This is a genomic window from Microbacterium sp. P5_E9, assembly GCF_054049175.1.
This window is the reverse complement of record NZ_JBFUMV010000006.1, coordinates 132,202-148,980: the sequence shown is the minus strand read 5'-3', so window position 1 is coordinate 148,980 and position 16,779 is coordinate 132,202. Positions and strand designations below refer to the sequence as shown.

Sequence of the window (16,779 nt, the reverse complement as noted above, 5' to 3'; positions counted from 1 at the left end):
CGCTCAGCGCGGCACGACTCGGAGCCTCCGGAGCGCGAGCGACGGATTGACCCGTCGCACCCGCGCCACCGCCTCGACGTCGAGGTGCGCGATCGCGATGTCGGTCGCCGTCCCGATCGCGGCGATCTCGATGCCCTGAGGATCCACGATCATCGAGTTTCCGACCCCGAGCGGCGGCGGATGATCGGCCGCCGCGACGAAGACCGTGTTCTCGATGGCCCGGGCGTGCAGCAGCGTGCGCCAGTGGTGCTCCTTGAGGGGCCCGCGCACCCACTCGGCCGGCACCAGGAAGACATCCGCCCCCGCATCCGCGAGCAGTCTCCCGACCTCGGGGAAGCGCACGTCGTAGCAGGTCATCAGCCCGAAGCTCAGCCCCCCGACCTGGAACGTCTCGGGCGTGCCGAGCACTCCTGGCTCGACCCAGTCCGACTCGCGCTGCCCGAAGGCATCGTAGAGGTGGAGCTTGCGATAGGTGGCGACGATGCCGGACGCGTTCACCGCGACTACCGCATTGCGCACGTGCTGCTCGTCGACGGCGCCCTCGAGCAGTCCTGCGACGATGTGGATGCCGAGTCTGGACGCGAGCGCGATCAGCGCGGCGGTGAAAGGTCCGTCGATCGGCTGCGCGTGCTCGAGGAGCGACGAGTCGAACGGGTCGATGAAGTAGCTGGAGTACTCCGGGAACACCACGACCTGCGCACCGCGCCCTGCCGCCGTCTCGACGAGTGCCGTCATGGCCGCGAGATTGGCCGCCTGGTCTGCGGTCGGCGCGAACTGTGCGACGGCGACCGCAACGGAGGTCAACGCGGCTCCCGAGCGATGCGCCGCCGGCGCATGACGAACGGCGCCACGATCCACAGCACGACGAGGAGCATCCCGAGGGCGGCGGCCGCCACCCAGGCCGCCGAGACGCCGACCACGACATCGAAGACGAACGCCACGACACCGACCAGGAGCACCGCGACCGTCACGAGCGCGGTGATCAGCGCCGCGTGGCCGTACTCGACCACTTCGGGCTTCATCCCGTGCCGGAAGACGACCCGATGCAGGGCTACGGGCGCGAGCGCGACGATGGCGCTCACCGCCGACAGCACGACAAGGGTGAGATAGAGGGTCCGCTGTCCGTCGTTCAGGTCGGCGAACGCCGGCTGGAACGCGAGCGCGAGCAGGAAGCCGGTGAGGATCTGCGTGCCGGTCTGCAGCACCCGCAGCTCCTGCAGCACCTCGATCCAGTTGCGGTCGGCGCGCTCCGCCGGGGTCTCGTCGCGACCGTCCGTGCGGTCGTCACGAGGATCGGTGTCGCGGTCCGAGGGCATGGTCCATCCTTGCGCTCGCCCAGTCCGACGGGCAACCTCGTCGCCTCGGTTCGTGACCCTCCGGAGAGCGTGTTAGGCTTTTACTTGTGACGCGGGGTGGAGCAGCTCGGTAGCTCGCTGGGCTCATAACCCAGAGGTCGCAGGTTCAAATCCTGTCCCCGCAACGAAAAGAAGAAGGCGTCCCCGACAGGGGGCGCCTTCTTCATTTGCCCGGCCACGGTCGGTCTCAGTGCGGGTCGAGCGCGTCGCTCAGATCGCCCAGAAACCGCGTGATCACGTGGAGTTCCGCATCCGAATAGGGCTCCGCAGCGCCGCGCATCGCGCGCAGCCGCTCACCGAAGTGCCGGTAGAAGGCCTCTCTCGACTCATCCGTGAGCACGACGATCCGCGCCCTCCGATCGTGCGGGTGGGGGTGCCGCTGGACGTGCCCAGAGGCGGTCAGGCGGTCGAGCAGCTTCGTCGTCGATGCGGTGGAGATCCGCAGATGCTCCGCGAGATCGTGCGGACTGACCGCGTTGCCGCGATGCTCGTGCATGATCAGCATGCGCAGCGCCGCGACATCCGTGGCATTCATGTCCATGTCGCCCTTCATGCCGCTGTGCATGCGCTCCATGGCGTCGCTGAGCGCCCGGATCTCGGTGAGGAGTTGCATCACCGCGTACTCTCGTTCCGTATGCGGGACAAAGCGATCCGCCATCGACACCTCCTTCTTTCTCCTTGTATCATCGTCGAAAACAAGAATGCTAGCTAAACTAGCGAAATGGAAGAGCCCATGATCGATACAGACCATGTCGTCCTGCTCGACGACGACGGCAGGGAAGTCGGAACGGCCCTCAAAAGCAGCGTGCACGGGACCGAGACCGCCCTGCACCTCGCCTTCTCGTGCCACGTCATCAACCGTGCCGGGCAGGTGCTCGTCACGCGTCGTGCCCTCGGCAAGACGACGTGGCCGGGGGTCTGGAGCAACTCCTTCTGCGGCCACCCCCGCCCGGCCGAGCCGGTGCTCGCCGCGGTGCATCGCCGCGCGGAGTACGAGCTCGGCATCACGCTCGACGAGGTGGAGCTCGCGCTCCCGCTGTTCCGATACCGCGCAATCGACTCGACGGGAATCGTCGAGCACGAGCTCTGCCCGGTCTACACGGCGCGCACGCACCACGAGCCGCAGCTGAACCCGCTCGAGGTCGTCGAATCCCGGTGGGTCGATCCGGAGGATCTGGCCGCCTCCCTCGCCGCGACGCCGTGGGCGTTCAGCCCCTGGCTGGTGCTGCAGGCCGAGCAGCTCCACCTGTTCGGAGACTCGGTGCGCGAGTCCCAGCGACGAGCCTCATGACCATCCAGGCCGTACGGCCCGCATCGGCTGTCTCGACGCGAGTCGACGAGCCCATCGACGCCGCGCTCGAACGTATTCGGCTGCGGGCGATGGCCCTCGGCGGCGGGATCGAAGTGCTCGGCGATGCGATCGCACGCGCCGGCGCCGGGGGGAAGCGGTTCCGGCCCGCCTTGGTGATCCGTGCCTTCCACGCCTTCGCCGACCAGACCGAGGCGCCGCCCGGGCTCTACTCCGTCGCGGCGGCCTTCGAACTCCTGCATACCGCGTTCGTCGTGCACGACGACGTGATCGACCGAGACACCATGCGGCGCGGAATCCCGAACATCTCCGGCGAATTCCGAGCACGCGCCCGCGGGCAGGGCGCCGGTGCCGCGGACGCCCGACTGCTCGGCGACGCAGCGGMGATCCTCGGCGGTGACCTGCTCCTGCACGAGGCGCTGAGACAGGTGTCGCTCACCGAGTTCGATCCGGCCCTGCGCGAGCGCCTGCTCGAACTCTTCGACGAGGCGATCTTCGTCTCGGCGGCGGGCGAGCTCGCCGACGTCGAGAACGCGATCGCGCCGGACTGCGCCGACACCCCGGCGCTGCTGCGGGCCGCGCGGGATAAGACGGCCGTGTACTCGTTCTCGGCGCCACTGCAGGCCGGGGCTGTCATCGCCGGCGCATCGACGGAGGCGCTTGCTGCGCTCGGCGAGGCCGGCGCGGCCCTCGGACTGGCCTTCCAGCTCGTCGACGACCTCATCGGCGCCTTCGGATCCGCCGAGCAGGCCGGCCGGGCGCCGGGGAGCGACTTGCGGGAGTCCAAGCGCACGCCGCTCATCGCCCTCGCCCGTGAGTCGAACTCGTGGCCGCGGGTCCGTCGGGCCCTCGGCCGGGCACGCTCCGGCCCAGACGCGGTGCGGCATGCGCAGCGCGCGCTCGACGACAGCGGCGCGCGCGAACGCCTGCGCACCATGATCGATGACACCCTCACCGAAGTGCGGGCGAAGGCGTTCGATCCAGCGCTTCCCCCGGCAGCCGGCGCGCTCATCACCGAACTGGCGGCGCGCATCGAGGACCGCATCCCATGAACCCGCATCGGCGCACCGACGCCCCCACTGGCCTCGATCTCTATGACCGGACCGCGCAGGATGCCGCGGCGTCGGTCATCAGCGCCTACTCGACGTCCTTCGCACTCGCCTGTCGCATGCTCGGGCCCCGGGTGCGTCCGCACGTCCGCAACGTCTATGCCCTCGTGCGGGTGGCGGACGAAGTCGTCGACGGCCCGGCTGCGGAGGCCGGCCTCTCCCCCGACGAGGAGCGCCGGCTGCTGGACGACCTCGAGGTCGAGACGCTCAACGCGGTCCGCCATGGGTTCAGCGCGAACCTGGTGGTGCACGCCTTCGCGCACACCGCACGAGAGTGCGGGATCGGCGCCGACCTCATCGCCCCGTTCTTCGCCTCGATGAGGACCGACCTGGGCACCACCCGCCACGATGCCCGTTCCCACGACGCCTATGTGTACGGATCTGCCGAAGTGGTCGGCCTGATGTGCCTGCAGGTGTTCCTCAATGCCGGGGCGGCCTCGCCCACCTCCGCCTCTCCGACGCTGACCGATGGGGCACGCCGGCTCGGTGCCGCTTTCCAGGACGTCAACTTCCTCCGCGACCAGGACCACGATGCCGACGCTCTCGGGCGTGACTACCTCGCACTGGAGTGCGCCGCAGACCGAGACGCGGTCATCGCCCGGATCGAGTCGGACCTCGCCGCGGCTGCCGCCGCGATCCCGTACCTGCCCACGGATTGCCGCCGAGCGGTCACGGCGGCGCATGACCTCTTCGCGGCACTCGTCGTCCGGCTGCGCGCGCAACCCACGGCCGAGCGCCGCGTGCGCGTCCCCGACCTCGTCAAGGCGACGCTCGCGGCGCGAGCATGGCTCGGCTTCGCTCCGCGGATCGTGCGCGCATGACCGCGCCGGAACGGCGAGCCGCCGTCATCGGCGCCGGAATCGCGGGGCTCGCCACGGCCGCGCTCCTCGCGGACGAGGGCTGGACGGTCACCGTCTTCGAGTCGCGCGATGAGATCGGCGGCAGAGCGGGGTCCTGGGAACAGGATGGCTTCCGCTTCGACACGGGCCCGAGCTGGTACCTCATGCCCGAGGTCTTCGACCACTTCTTCCGGCTGCTCGGCACCACAGCCGACGCCGAGCTCGACCTGGTCCCGCTCGTCCCGGCGTACCGCGTCTACAGCGAGGGCGCCGCCGATCCCCTCGACGTCGTGTCCGGTCGCGGTGCCGCGACCGCCCTGTTCGACGCCGTCGAGTCCGGTGCCGGGCCGAAGCTGGAGCGCTACCTCGACTCCGCCGGCGACGCGTATCGGCTGGCCGTGTCGCGCTTCCTCTACGACACGTACGCCACGACGACAGGATTGCGCGATCCGGCGCTCCTGCGTCGCCTCCCCCAGCTCGCGCCGCTCCTCACCCGCACGCTCTCGGCGCACATCGAACGTCGGTTCGCCGATCCGCGGCTGCGCCAGATCCTCGGCTACCCGGCGGTCTTCCTCGGCGCCTCCCCGTACCGCGTGCCGAGCCTGTACCACCTGATGAGTCATCTCGACCTCGACGAGGGAGTCCTCTACCCCCGCGGTGGGCTGACCGAAGTGATCCGCGCCGTCGAGCGCCTCGCGCGCAGCCGCGGAGTGCGGATCTTCACCGGTGCCGAGGTCGCGCAGATCGAGACGACGGATGCCTCGGCCCGCGGCATCCGTCTCCGTGACGGTCGCACGTTCCCCGCGGACCTGGTGGTGTCCACCGCCGATCTGCACCACACCGAGACGCAGCTGCTGCCCGCACAGCTGCGCACCTTTCCGGAGCGGTGGTGGCGACGCAAGACGCCCAGCCCCGGGGCGCTCCTCGTGATGCTCGGCGTGCGCGGCACGCTGCCCGAACTCGCGCATCACACGCTGCTGTTCACCCGCGACTGGAAGGCGAACTTCGACCGGATCTTCGGCGCGAATCCAGGCATCCCCGATCCCGCATCGCTCTATGTCTGCCGACCGAGTGCCACCGACCCGACCGTCGCCCCAGACGGCTTCGAGAACCTCTTCGTMCTGGTGCCCGTGCCCGCCGATCCCGCGCTCGGCCGGGGCGGCGTCGGACGGCGTGGCGACGCGCCTGTCGAGGACGCGGCGGATGCCGTGATCGCCCAGCTCGCCGACTGGTGCGGGATCCCGGACCTTGCGGACCGAGTCGTGCTGCGCCGCACCATCGCGCCGGGCGACTTCGCCGCGGATTTCCACTCCTGGCGCGGGAACGCGCTCGGCCTCGCCCACACGCTCCGGCAGAGTGCGATGTTCCGGCCGCATGGCGCCTCGAAGAAGGTGCAGGGGCTGCTGTACGCGGGCGCCTCGACGCTGCCCGGCGTCGGACTGCCGATGTGCCTCATCTCGGCCGAGCTGGTCATCAAGCGCCTGCGCGGTGTGGCGACGCCCGGCCCCCTTCCCGAACCCGTCGCGGCGCGGGCGTGACATGCCCGGCCTATATCTGCTCGTTCTCGCGCTCTCCGTGACCGGCGTCGTCCTCGTGGACTGGCGGCTGCGCCTCGCCCTCCCGATCGCTCCCGGCCGGACCTTGGCGGCGGTCGGCATCGGCACCGCGTTCTTCCTGGTGTGGGATGCGCTCGGCATCGCGGCGGGGGTCTTCGTGAAAGGCGACAGCGCGCTGCTGATCGGCGTCGATCTGGCGCCGCAGCTGCCACTCGAGGAGCCCCTCTTCCTGGCGTTCCTCAGCTACCTCGCCCTCGTCGTGTGGGCCGGCGCAGTGCGGGTGCTGGGCCGCGGCGACACGCAGGACGCGGGTGCTCTGTGAGGTACGCCCTTCTGACCCTGCCCTTTCTGATCGCCACCGCGGTGATCACCGTGACGACCGTCCGGAGACCGCGCTTCGGACGACGGATGGCGGCATCCGTCGTATCCTTCGTGGTGCTCGCCGCGCTCACCGCCGTCTTCGACAACATCATGATCGCGCTCGGCCTCTTCACGTATCCCGCCCAGCACCTGAGCGGCCTGCGCATCGGACTGGCGCCGCTCGAGGACTTCGCGTACCCGCTGTGTGCCGCGTTCCTCGTGCCGGCGGTCTACACCCTCCTGCCTGCCCGCACGAAGGTGCGAGCGTGAGTCCCGCGGAGGTGGAGCGGCTCGGCGCCGGGGAAGTGGGCCGGCGGCTGCTCGTCGCGTCGCGCCCGGTCAGCTGGATCAACACGGCCTACCCCTTCGCCGCCGCGTACCTCCTGACCACCAGGCAGGTGGACCTCACCCTCGTGGTGGGCACCGTCTTCTTCCTCATTCCGTACAACCTCGCGATGTACGGGATCAACGACGTCTTCGACTATGAGTCGGATCTGCGCAATCCGCGCAAGGGCGGTGCGCAGGGCGCTGTGCTCACTCCTCGGATGCATCGCCCGACCCTCTGGGCAGCCGGGCTCAGCTGCGCGCCCTTCCTCGTCTACCTGCTGCTGGTGGGTACGCCCGCCTCCTGGCTGGTGCTCGCCGCGAGCCTCTTCTTCGTCGTGTTCTACAGCGCCCCGCCGCTGCGGCTCAAAGAGGTGCCCTTCGCGGATTCGGCGACCTCGAGCATCCACTTCTTCTCCCCCGCCGTGTACGGTCTCGTGCTGGCGGGTGCGACGTGGACGTGGCAGCTGCTGGCCCTCATCGGCGCGTTCGCGCTGTGGGGCGTCGCCTCCCACGCCTTCGGCGCCGTGCAGGATGTCGTCGCCGACCGTGAAGCGGGCATCGGATCGATCGCGACGGCGCGCGGTGCGCGCTGGACCGTGCGCTTCGCGCTCGCCTGCTACGCGGCCGCAGGGGCCATGACACTTGGCAGCGCATGGCCCGGGCCGCTGGCCGCTCTGCTCGTCCTGCCGTACCTCGCGGCTGTATGGCCGTTCCGGAACATCACCGACGAGACGGCGGATGCCGCGACCGCCGGCTGGCGGCGCTTCCTGTGGATCAACCAGATCGCCGGATTCGGCGTCACGCTCCTGCTCATCTGGTACGCGCTGCGCACCGGATGAGCAGGAGCGGGGATCAGCCGCCGAGCTCGATGAGCTTCTCGACCGCAGCCGTCAGACGCGCGTCGGCCTCGCCGTAGGCCGTCCAGTTTCCGTTCTGGAGGGCCGTCTCGCGGTCGAGCAATGCCCGCTGCGCCTCCAGGAGGGTGGTCTGGTACTCGTCGGTGGGCGCCCCGGACTCACCTGGCTCCGACGGCGAGGGCGACGGCTCCGGCGTAGCCTCGCCACTCGGGAGCGGAGTCGGGGTGACTCCGGTGTCGCCCGCGTCGGCGCCTGAATCGCCACCGAAGAGCGAGTCGAGGGCCTGACTGAGCGTGTCCTCGAATGCCACCGCGTTGCCGAACGACACGAGCACCTTCTGCAGGGTCGGCAGCTTCGTGGCGCCGGAGGACTGCACGAACACCGGCTGCACGTACAGCAGTCCGCCGCCGACGGGAAGGGTCAGTAGGTTGCCGTTCAGCACATCCGACTGGCCCTGGCGGAGGATGTTGATGAACGCCGACACCTGTGGATCGGCGTCGAAGGTGTTCTGCACCTGGCCCGGGCCCGGAACCGGCGTCTGCGCGTCGATCTCGAGCATGCGCAATCGGCCGTAGTCCTTGCTCTTCACGCCCGCTTCGTCGCCCGCGTTCGAGTCCACGGCGAGATAGCCCATCAGGACGTTGCGGGTGTTCTCCCCCTCCGAGGATGGGATGAAGCTCGTGAACATCGAATAGGTCGGAGCCTCTTGACCGGGCATCTGCATCGTCAGGTAGTAGGGCGGCTGCAGGCGGGTGTTGTTCTGCGGGTCGTTCGGCGTCGCCCACGCGTTGTCGCGCTGGTAGAACGACTGCGCGTCGTCGACGTGGTAGATCCCCAGGGTGTACCGCTGCACCTTGAACAGATCGGTGGGGTACCGCACGTGGCTGATGAGCTCGGCCGACATGTCGGAGATCGGCTTGACCGTCGTCGGGTAGACCTTCTGCCAGGCCTGCAGCAGCGGGTCGGTGTCATCCCAGGCGTAGAGCTTGACCGAGCCGTCGTACGCGTCGACCGTCGCCTTCACGGAGTTGCGGATGTAGTTGATGGTGTCGAGCGCGACCCGCGGCGCCTGGTTGTTCGAATCGGTGATCGCCTGCTGCAGGCTCACCGTGGTCGCATACGGGTAGGTCGCACTGGTGGTGTAGCCGTCGACGATCCAGACGATCCGGCCGTCGACCACGCTCGGGTACGGGTCGTTGTCGAGCTGCAGGTAGGGCGCGACCTTCGCGACCCGGTCCAGCGGGTTGCGGTCGTACAGGATCTGCGAATCCTCGTTGACGTAATCCGAGAAGAGGATCTGCTCAGACTGGAACTTCAGCGCGTAGATGAGGCGGTTGAACACGCTTCCCACGCTTGGCCCGCCGTTCCCGGTGAACGTGGTCTTCGTCTCGTTCCCCTCGTCTCCGCCGGAGGGGTAGTCCAGCTCGATCGGAGCGGTGGTCTTGGGTGCGCCGACGATCGAGTAGGTCGGCGATTCCTCACCGAAGTACACCCGAGGCTCGAAGTTCTCCTGGTCGGAGAGGAAGCCGGTGGCCGGGATTCCGCGCTCGATGAACTCCGGGTTTCCGTCCACGGTGCGGGCGTTGCCCTTCGCGACGACCAGTCCGTAGCCGTGCGTGTAGACGAGGGAGGTGTTCTGCCAGGATGCCGCGTTCCCGAGCTGGTCGATGTTCAGTTCGCGCACCGACACGACGGTGTCCTGCGACACGCCGTCGACGTTGTAGCGGTCGACGTCGAGCGGATCATGGAACTGGTAGTACGAGCGGTACTGCTCGAGCTGACGGACCGTGGGGCTGATGATGGCCGGGTCCATGATGCGGATCTGGGCTGTGGTGGCGGCATCCGCGCGCAGCTGGCCGGCAGCGGCATCCGTCGCCGCAGTGAAGTCGCTCTTCTCGAGACCGTCGATGCCGTAGGCCGTCTGGGTCATGTTGATGTTGCGCTGGTAGTAATCGGATTCGAGCGCCAGCTGGTTCGGGCGCACCTGGAAGGTGTTGAGCACCCAGGGGTACCCGACTCCGAGCACGATCGCCGAGACGAGGAGGAGCGCCGTGGCGATCAGGGGGTAGCGCCACCGGCCGATGATCGCGGTGATGAAGAAGAGCACGGCGACGATGACCCCGATGATCGCCAGAATGGCGAGGCCCGGAATGACGGCGTGCGTGCCGACGTAGCCCGGCCCGACGATGCGATCCCCCGGCTCGACGAGCGTCTTGTAACGATCGAGCCAAAGGCTCGCCGCCTGCACCAGGAGGTAGAGGCCCGAGATCACGGCGAGCTGGATGCGGGCGGCTTTCGAGATCCGCAGTTCGCGCTGACCCACGCGCATCGAGCCGTACAGGTACGAGACGACACCCGTCATGAGCAGGCAGACCAGAAGCACCGCGGAGAGGAACCCGAGCAGGGCGCTGTAGAACGGCATGGCAAACAGGTAGAACCCGGTGTCGAGTCCGAACTGCGGATCCTTGGCTGTCGTGGCGACGCCGTTGAACCAGAGCCAGGTCGTCTCCCACTGCGCCGACGCGGCGAACCCGGCGAAGAAGCCGAAGAACACGGGGATGCCCCACATCCCGAGCCGCCGCAGCGGCTCCACGACCTCCTGATAGCGGTCGAGCTGCGAGCTCAGCCGGGCGTACACCGGACGCAGCCGGTAGGCGAGCTGGATGGCGAGCCAGACCGGCACCGCCATGCCGAGGAATCCGATCGCGAACATCACGAGCCGGGCGAGCCATTGGGTCGCCAGCACCGACTGGAATCCGAGCTGGGCGTACCAGAGCCAATCGGCGTACAGATTGGCGAAGACGAAGAAAGCCACCACCAGCACGGCGATGATCGCCAGACTGATCGCAATGACTCTGCGGGATCGGGAGGGTGTGGCCGAATTCGGCGCTGACGTCGTGGTCACGCTCTCATCCTAGGCGCGCGTTCCAGAGGCGACGCTGAGTCCGCGCTGGGCGAAATCCTAGGATCCGCCGGTGCTGCACGTCGGCAGCGCGTCGAGGTCGCCGCCTTCGCTGATCGCGTCGAGCACCGCAAGGGAGTCGTCGAGGTCCTCGACCGCGAAAACTCTGAGGCCGTCGGGCACATGGCCGGCCACCTCATCGCAGTTCGACTCGGGGGCGAGGAACCAGTCCGCACCGGCGTCTTTGGCGCCCCAGAGCTTCTGGCGGATGCCGCCGATCGGACCGACCGTGCCGTCGGCGGAGATCGTGCCCGTGCCGGCGACCTTCTCGCCGCCGTTGAGATTGCCGGGCGTGAGGGTGTCGATGATCCCGAGCGCGAACATCATCCCGGCGCTGGGACCGCCGACATTGTTGAGCTGGATGGTCACATCGATCGGGAAGTCGAAGTCGCTCAGCAGGGTGATTCCCATGAGCCAGACGGTCTTCCCGTCCACGTCGGTCTGCAGCGGGGTGATGCTGACTGTCTGCGGCTCGCCGTCGCGCTCGATCGCGACCTCGATCGGCGCGCCGTCGCCGGCGTTGACGATCTCACGGAGCGCTTCGGCGTCGGCCACCGTGCTGCCGTTGGCGGAGACGATGACATCGCCCTCCTCCAGGATGCCCTTCGCGGCCGATCCCTCGGTCAGCGAGTTGACCGACAGGTGCGGCGAAACGTCGTAGCCGAGCTCGGTGAGGGCGGCTGCGGTCGCCTCCTTCTGCGAGTCGACCATCAGCGCGGAGCTCTCCTGGCTGCGCTCCTGCGTGGACTGTCCCTCCGGGAAGACCGCGTCGATGGGAAGCACGGCACGGCTCGGATCGAACCAGGCCGTCGCGAGCTCGAGCCACGAAGGCGTCCGCTCGCGATTGCCGACGACCTGCACCGTGAGCAGGTCGAGGGCTCCCTCGGTGGGGTAGGTCGTCGCCCCGTCCACCGAGATCAGCGGAACCTGCTCGCCATCGGTGGACTCGGCGGTGCCGAGCGTGTTGTAGACGGGTCCGGGACGCTGGATCACGTAGGACGTGGGCAGCACGGTGAGGGCGAACAGCACCACCATGGCGATCGAGAGGGACCACACGCCCACGAGGGTGCGTCGGCTCATGCCGCGGCGCCGCGAAGGCGTGACGGTGACGTTCTCATCGAACAGCGCCACGGAGGACCTTTCCTTTGCCTGGGGATTCGCCTGTCGTTCGCGACCGGCGTACACGTGCGAGGCCGAACCCAGGGGACGCGAAGACGCGTGGGACTAGCGTAGAACGCAAGGTCCCGACGAGCCTGAAAGGCGGCTGAAGTGGCAGACGACGAGAGCAGCCCTGAAGAAGAGTTCCAGGAGCTGATTCGCCAGCTCTTCGGCGGCGACGGTTCGAACATCGACGCGGAACAGCTCGCCCGGCTGACCGGGCTCGGCATCGATCCCGCGATGATGGAGACCGTCATGCGGCATCTGCAGGGCGCCTTCGAAGGCGACGGCACGATCTCATGGGAGATGGCCGAGCGGCAGGCGCTGCACATCGCCAATCAGGAGGGCCTCGGCGTCACCGACGGGCAGCGCACGGATCTCGACCAGGCGTTTGCGCTCGCGACGCTCTGGCTGAGCGAGGCCACCGCGATCTCCGAGCTGCCGACCCCGCCGCGCACCCTCACGCGCGGCGCCTGGGTCGAGGCCACCCTGCCGGTGTGGCAGGAGCTCGCCGAGCCCGTCGCCACCAGCATCGCCGACGCGCTCACCGCGGCGCTCAGCGATCAGGCCCCGGACGACATGCAGAATCTCGTTCAAGGTGCGGGGCGCCTCATGCGCACAGTCGGCGGTTCGCTGTTCGCCACCCAGCTGGGGCAGGTCGTCGGCACGCTCTCCAAGGAGGTGCTGAGCGGCGGCGATGTCGGCATCCCGATCATGCCCGACGGCGAAGCCGCCATCCTGCCGCAGAACTTCGCCGACTTCGGCCGCGACCTCGAGATCCCCGAGGATCAGCTCGCGCTGTACATCGCGACGCGCGAGATGGCCCACGCCCGGCTCTTCCGCCACGCCCGCTGGCTGCGCCTGCATGTCATCTCGCAGGTGACCGACTTCGCCCGGGGAGTCCACGTCGACACGAACGCCCTCGAGGAGCTCGCGTCGCGGTTCGACCCGTCCAACCCCGAAGAGCTGCGCAGCGCACTCGAGAGCGGCGCCCTGCTGCCCGAGCGGTCGGAGGCGCAGACGGCTGCCCTGACCCGGCTCGAGAACCTGCTCGCCACGATCGAGGGGTGGGTGGATGTCGTCACGACGTCCGCCACGTCACGCCTGCCCTCTGCGGAGCGGGTCGCCGAAGCGGTGCGCCGCCGGCGCGCCGTCGGCGGTCCGGCCGAGCAGGCGCTCGGTTCGCTCGTCGGACTGGAGCTGCGTCCTCGGCGCATGCGCGAGGCGGCCGCCATGTGGCGGGCGGTCACGGATGCCGTGGGCGTCGCTGCCCGCGACTCGCTGTGGGACTACCCCGACCTGATGCCCACCGCCGAGGACATCGACGACCCCGCGGCGCTGGTCGCCCGCCTGGAAGCCCGTGCTCGCGGCGAGGAGCCGGCGCGCGACGCGTTCGACGATGCTCTGGAGCAGCTGCTCGCGAGCGAGTCCGGCGACGCGCCCGCAGCGGAAGACGACACGCCCGACGAGCCTCGCCCGGTCTGATCACAGCCTCTCCTCCCCACCTCGTGCCCCGCTGGGGCGCGAGGTGGGGATTCTGTGGAGAGGCCGGTCGCCGACGCCCCGGCGGGTGATGATCGGCGCATGCTCCGACTCGATCCTGCGTACCCGCCGCTCTGGCGCGATGAGACGACCGTGCAGTTCGGCGCCGACCCGGTCGCCATCGTCACCTCGGTGGCGGTGTGGCAGGAACGGCTCCTGAGCGAGCTCGAGGGTGGAATCCCGGATGCCGCGCTCGAGCCGATCGCCGCAGCATTGGGTGCGCCGGCCGGGGCGGCCGGCGAGTTCGTGCGCGGCATCGCACGCGCGATGGCGACCCCGGCCGCGTCCCGGGCGCCGCGCGTGATCCTGCAGCCGCCTGACCGCCCGGCGCGGCCGGCACTGGACGCCGTCGGCGAGTCGTTCGAGGCGGCCGGTTTCGAGGTCCTCACCGGCGCATCGGCGATCTCGGACGAGGACGAGACGCACCCGCCGGTGATCATGCTCGCGCACCACCTCGTCGAACCGCGTCGAGCCGCGATGCTGATGGGCCGCGACATCCCGCACCTGCCGATCGTGTTCACCGGCACACGGGTCGAGATCGGTCCCTTCGTGCGCCCGGGGCGCACCGCGTGCCTCGCCTGCGTGGCGGCGCACCGCTGCGAGGCAGACCCGGCGTGGCCGCAGCTCGCCGCGCAGCTGCTCGGCCGGACCGCGCCGACTGTCGGTCTCGCCACGATGTGGGAAGCGGGCCTCACCGCGGCCCGGATGCTCAGCGACGCGGAGCGTCGGCCTGGGCGTCAGATGGTGCGGTCGGTGACCCTGCGCGTCCCCTCCGGCGGGCAGACGACGCGGACGCATCGGCCGCACGCAGCGTGCCGCTGCCGATCTCTCGGAGGAACCGGGACGGCACCCGTCCCCGAGATCCGCTGGACCACGACAGCGACAGCGTTTGCGCAGCCCGCGTGATCCCCACGTAGGCGAGACGCCGCTCCTCGTCGATCTCCTCGAAGGTCTTCGCGTAGGCGATCGGCAGGAGTCCTTCGGCCAGGCCGATCAGGTGCACGTGATCCCATTCCAGACCCTTGGCCGCGTGCAGGGTGGCCAGAGTGACCGTGCGGAGACCCGGTTCGTCCTGGGCCTTCGCCCGGGCGACCAGATCGTCGGTGAACGTGCGCAGGGTCGCCCCCTCGGGCGCCTCGTGAGCCAGCCGCAGGACGGCCGATCGCGCCTCCCAGGCGTCGCGCAGAGCGCCGCCCGCCTGCGGCGGATCGTTGGTCAGCCCGAGCGAGCGGAGCACGTCGCGCACGGTGTCGAGGAATCCGCTCTCCATCGGCGCGACCGACGCACCGCGCAGCGCCATGACGGCCTGGCGCACCTCGGGGATTTCGAAGAACCGGCGACCGCCGAGCACGGTGGCCGCGATCCCGGCGTCGGCAAGCGCCTTCAGCAGCTCMGCGGATTGGGAGTGCGCGCGGTAGAGGATGGCGATCCGACGCTGATCGACACCCTTCGCGATCGCAGCGGCGATCTGCGCGGCCACTCCCTGGGCCTCGGCCTGCTCATCGGGGTAGGCCGCCACCGTCGGGATGTCGCCGCTCGCCGGTGCCGGCGAGCGCAGGACGAGCGCGCCGGGCCGATCCCGCATGAGCGCATTCGCGACCGCGAGGATCGCGGCATCCGATCGATGATTGCTCTCCAGCCGCACGAGTGTGGCGCCCGGATGCCTGGTTTCGAAGTCCAGCAGGAACCGCGCGTCCGCCCCGGCGAACGAGTAGACGGTCTGGCTCGCATCGCCCACCACGCACAGATCGCTGCGATCGCCGAGCCACAGTTCGAGCAGCCGGTACTGGAGGGGGGAAACGTCCTGGAACTCGTCCACGGTGAAGTGGCGGTACTGCTCGTGCACCGCCTTGGCGATGTGCGGCTCGGCTTCGAGCATGCCTGCACAGGCGAGCAGGACGTCCTCGAAGTCGAGCTGGCGGCGCTCGTCCTTGAGCTTCTCGTACGCCCGCTGCAGCTCGACAACGCGGGAGAGCTCGAGGCGCCCGACCCCGCCAGGGCGGGCCAGCGCGTAGGCCTCGATGCTCCGCAGCGTGACTTTGCGCCACTCGATCTCGCCTGCGACGTCGCGCAGGGTCGCGACATCCGGGTCGATCCCCAGGCTGTCGGCGGCGTGCGCGAGCACCTTCACCTTGTTGTCGACGATGCTCGGCACCGAGTCGCCGGCGAGCGTGGGCCAGAAGAAGTTGAGCTGTGCGAGCGCCGCGGAGTGGAAGGTGCGCGCCGAGACGCCGTCGACCCCGAGGCCGCGGAGTCGCATCCGCATCTCGCCGGCCGCCTTCGAGGTGAAGGTCACCGCCATGACGCGACCAGGTGAGAAGGCCCCGGTCTCGATCCCGTGGGCGATGCGGCGCGTGATGACCCGGGTCTTTCCGGTGCCGGCTCCGGCGAGCACCGCGACCGGACCGCGGAGCGTGGTCGCCGCCTCGCGCTGCCGCTCGTCGAGGCCGTCGAGCGCGTCCGTGCTCACGGCGTGTCCGCGTGCCAGTCGGCGATCAGGCGATGCGCGATCGACGCGCGTCCGGGCAGCAGGTGCTCACTCTGCCCCGCGAGCGCGGCGCCGATCTCATCGCGGTGGAACCACCGGACGGCGATGATCTCCTCGCCGTCCGCCCTGGCCTCATCGTCCGCGGCGCTCGTGGCCAGGAAGCCGAGCATGAGGGAACGCGGATACGGCCAGGCCTGCGAGCCGCGGTAGCGGATGTCGCGGACGTCGACGCCGGCCTCTTCGCGCACTTCGCGCAGGACCGCGGCCTCGAGCGACTCCCCCGCCTCGACGAAGCCGGCGAAGCATGAGAAGCGATTGGCGTCCCACAGGGCGTTGGAGCCCAGCAGCAGCAGGTCCGGGTCGTGCGCGCTCGTGATCGCGACGATGACAGCCGGATCGGTGCGGGGAAAGTGCTCGCGCCCGCAGACCGGGCAGTGCCGTGCCCACCCGGCCTGGCGCACCTCGGTGAGTGCGCCGCACGCGGGACAGTGCGGTGCTTCCAGGAGCCACCGGCCCAGGCTCAGCGCCTCGACGAAAGCTCCGGCGTCGGCGGCGGCAAGGTCCCCCCCGACGGTGCGCAGGCTCGCCCAGCCGGCGGGGGCCGCGAACGGGTCGCCCTCCGGTCGGTGCGCCGTGATGGCTGCGAGGACGGCGGTGCCGTCCGGCCGTCGGCCGAGGAACGCCCACTCTGCGTCGCCTGGCGCGTCCGCGGGTGCCACGTAATGCAGCGTGTCGGGGGCTTGGAGGGGGGCTGCGTCGCCGTGGACGACGAGCACCCTGGTCGCGGCATCCGCGCGCAGCGTGTCGAGCAGACCCTCGACGGTGCGGTCTTCGGCCGCCCGGTCGAAGCCGGAGCCGGCGAGGGGCGGCAGCAGGCCGTCGGGCGACGTCATCGAAGACCTCTCTGCACGAACCGA

General features: G+C 69.7%; 15 protein-coding genes and 1 tRNA gene. 9 read left to right on the top strand and 7 right to left on the bottom strand.

Going from position 1 to position 16,779, the window contains the following annotated elements; all coding sequences use genetic code 11:
- Window positions 1-3 precede the first annotated feature (3 nt).
- Both ACXJ3V_RS10690 and ACXJ3V_RS10685 read right to left on the bottom strand, forming a co-directional pair.
- On the bottom strand, window positions 4-804 hold the full coding sequence (locus ACXJ3V_RS10690; RefSeq protein ID WP_457100277.1) for a carbon-nitrogen hydrolase family protein: 801 nt from the start codon (window positions 802-804) through the stop codon (window positions 4-6).
- Window positions 801-1,316 carry a DUF6328 family protein gene (locus tag ACXJ3V_RS10685; protein WP_457100276.1) on the bottom strand — a complete coding sequence of 172 codons (516 nt, stop codon included), beginning with the start codon at window positions 1,314-1,316 and terminating at the stop codon, window positions 801-803. Before ACXJ3V_RS10685 ends, ACXJ3V_RS10690 begins: the two co-directional genes overlap by 4 nt.
- 90 nt (window positions 1,317-1,406) lie before the next feature.
- Here ACXJ3V_RS10685 and ACXJ3V_RS10680 point away from each other — a divergent pair.
- Window positions 1,407-1,480: transfer RNA gene (locus tag ACXJ3V_RS10680), tRNA-Met, on the top strand.
- Window positions 1,481-1,542: 62 nt separating this feature from the next.
- On the opposite strand, the gene ACXJ3V_RS10675 is transcribed toward ACXJ3V_RS10680, so the two are convergent.
- Complete coding sequence (locus ACXJ3V_RS10675; protein WP_457100275.1) at window positions 1,543-2,106, bottom strand: MarR family winged helix-turn-helix transcriptional regulator; 564 nt, start codon at window positions 2,104-2,106, stop codon at window positions 1,543-1,545.
- On the opposite strand from ACXJ3V_RS10675, the gene idi reads away from it, so the two are divergent.
- From idi to ACXJ3V_RS10640, 7 genes are read left to right on the top strand one after another with little or no spacing between them, the layout of a single operon-like run.
- A complete protein-coding gene (gene idi, locus ACXJ3V_RS10670; RefSeq protein WP_457100274.1) occupies window positions 2,089-2,646 on the top strand; it encodes an isopentenyl-diphosphate Delta-isomerase in 558 nt (185 codons plus the stop codon). The genes ACXJ3V_RS10675 and idi overlap by 18 nt on opposite strands.
- Window positions 2,643-3,716: a polyprenyl synthetase family protein gene (locus ACXJ3V_RS10665; RefSeq protein ID WP_457100273.1), complete on the top strand. Its 1,074-nt coding sequence runs from the start codon at window positions 2,643-2,645 to the stop codon at window positions 3,714-3,716. The genes idi and ACXJ3V_RS10665 overlap by 4 nt, the downstream gene beginning before the upstream one ends.
- Entirely contained in the window at window positions 3,713-4,594 is an 882-nt protein-coding gene (locus tag ACXJ3V_RS10660; protein WP_457100272.1) for a phytoene/squalene synthase family protein, read from the top strand. Before ACXJ3V_RS10665 ends, ACXJ3V_RS10660 begins: the two co-directional genes overlap by 4 nt.
- Window positions 4,591-6,150 carry a phytoene desaturase family protein gene (crtI, locus tag ACXJ3V_RS10655; protein ID WP_457100271.1) on the top strand — a complete coding sequence of 520 codons (1,560 nt, stop codon included), beginning with the start codon at window positions 4,591-4,593 and terminating at the stop codon, window positions 6,148-6,150. The genes ACXJ3V_RS10660 and crtI overlap by 4 nt, the downstream gene beginning before the upstream one ends.
- Window position 6,151: 1 nt before the next feature.
- Complete coding sequence (locus ACXJ3V_RS10650; RefSeq protein WP_457100270.1) at window positions 6,152-6,490, top strand: lycopene cyclase domain-containing protein; 339 nt, start codon at window positions 6,152-6,154, stop codon at window positions 6,488-6,490.
- Window positions 6,487-6,798 carry a lycopene cyclase domain-containing protein gene (locus ACXJ3V_RS10645; protein WP_457100269.1) on the top strand — a complete coding sequence of 104 codons (312 nt, stop codon included), beginning with the start codon at window positions 6,487-6,489 and terminating at the stop codon, window positions 6,796-6,798. The genes ACXJ3V_RS10650 and ACXJ3V_RS10645 overlap by 4 nt, the downstream gene beginning before the upstream one ends.
- Window positions 6,795-7,694 (top strand): prenyltransferase, encoded by a 900-nt coding sequence (locus ACXJ3V_RS10640; RefSeq protein ID WP_457100268.1) that lies wholly within the window; start codon window positions 6,795-6,797, stop codon window positions 7,692-7,694. The genes ACXJ3V_RS10645 and ACXJ3V_RS10640 overlap by 4 nt, the downstream gene beginning before the upstream one ends.
- Before the next feature lie 13 nt (window positions 7,695-7,707).
- Here the strand turns inward: ACXJ3V_RS10640 and ACXJ3V_RS10635 are convergent, their stop codons facing one another.
- Window positions 7,708-10,617 (bottom strand): UPF0182 family membrane protein, encoded by a 2,910-nt coding sequence (locus tag ACXJ3V_RS10635; protein WP_457100267.1) that lies wholly within the window; start codon window positions 10,615-10,617, stop codon window positions 7,708-7,710.
- A 57-nt stretch (window positions 10,618-10,674) separates the two neighbouring features.
- Window positions 10,675-11,805, bottom strand: a complete 1,131-nt coding sequence (locus ACXJ3V_RS10630; RefSeq protein WP_457100266.1) for a YlbL family protein — start codon at window positions 11,803-11,805, stop codon at window positions 10,675-10,677.
- A 138-nt stretch (window positions 11,806-11,943) separates the two neighbouring features.
- Between ACXJ3V_RS10630 and ACXJ3V_RS10625 the strand changes: the two genes are divergently transcribed.
- Window positions 11,944-13,317, top strand: coding sequence for a zinc-dependent metalloprotease (locus ACXJ3V_RS10625; RefSeq protein WP_457100265.1), 1,374 nt, complete (start codon window positions 11,944-11,946; stop codon window positions 13,315-13,317).
- Window positions 13,318-14,083: 766 nt separating this feature from the next.
- On the opposite strand, the gene ACXJ3V_RS10620 is transcribed toward ACXJ3V_RS10625, so the two are convergent.
- Both ACXJ3V_RS10620 and nudC read right to left on the bottom strand, forming a co-directional pair.
- Window positions 14,084-15,844, bottom strand: coding sequence for an ATP-dependent helicase (locus ACXJ3V_RS10620; RefSeq protein ID WP_457100264.1), 1,761 nt, complete (start codon window positions 15,842-15,844; stop codon window positions 14,084-14,086).
- Window positions 15,841-16,755 (bottom strand): NAD(+) diphosphatase, encoded by a 915-nt coding sequence (gene nudC / locus ACXJ3V_RS10615; RefSeq protein WP_457100263.1) that lies wholly within the window; start codon window positions 16,753-16,755, stop codon window positions 15,841-15,843. Before nudC ends, ACXJ3V_RS10620 begins: the two co-directional genes overlap by 4 nt.
- Between the last annotated feature and the right edge of the window lie 24 nt (window positions 16,756-16,779).

Coding starts and splice junctions, on each gene's coding strand:
- ACXJ3V_RS10685 (WP_457100276.1), bottom strand. CDS start 1,316: ATGCCCTCGGACCGCGACACCGATCCTCGTGACGACCGCACGGACGGT.
- idi (WP_457100274.1), top strand. CDS start 2,089: ATGATCGATACAGACCATGTCGTCCTGCTCGACGACGACGGCAGGGAA.
- ACXJ3V_RS10675 (WP_457100275.1), bottom strand. CDS start 2,106: ATGGTCTGTATCGATCATGGGCTCTTCCATTTCGCTAGTTTAGCTAGC.
- ACXJ3V_RS10660 (WP_457100272.1), top strand. CDS start 3,713: ATGAACCCGCATCGGCGCACCGACGCCCCCACTGGCCTCGATCTCTAT.
- ACXJ3V_RS10650 (WP_457100270.1), top strand. CDS start 6,152: ATGCCCGGCCTATATCTGCTCGTTCTCGCGCTCTCCGTGACCGGCGTC.
- nudC (WP_457100263.1), bottom strand. CDS start 16,755: ATGACGTCGCCCGACGGCCTGCTGCCGCCCCTCGCCGGCTCCGGCTTC.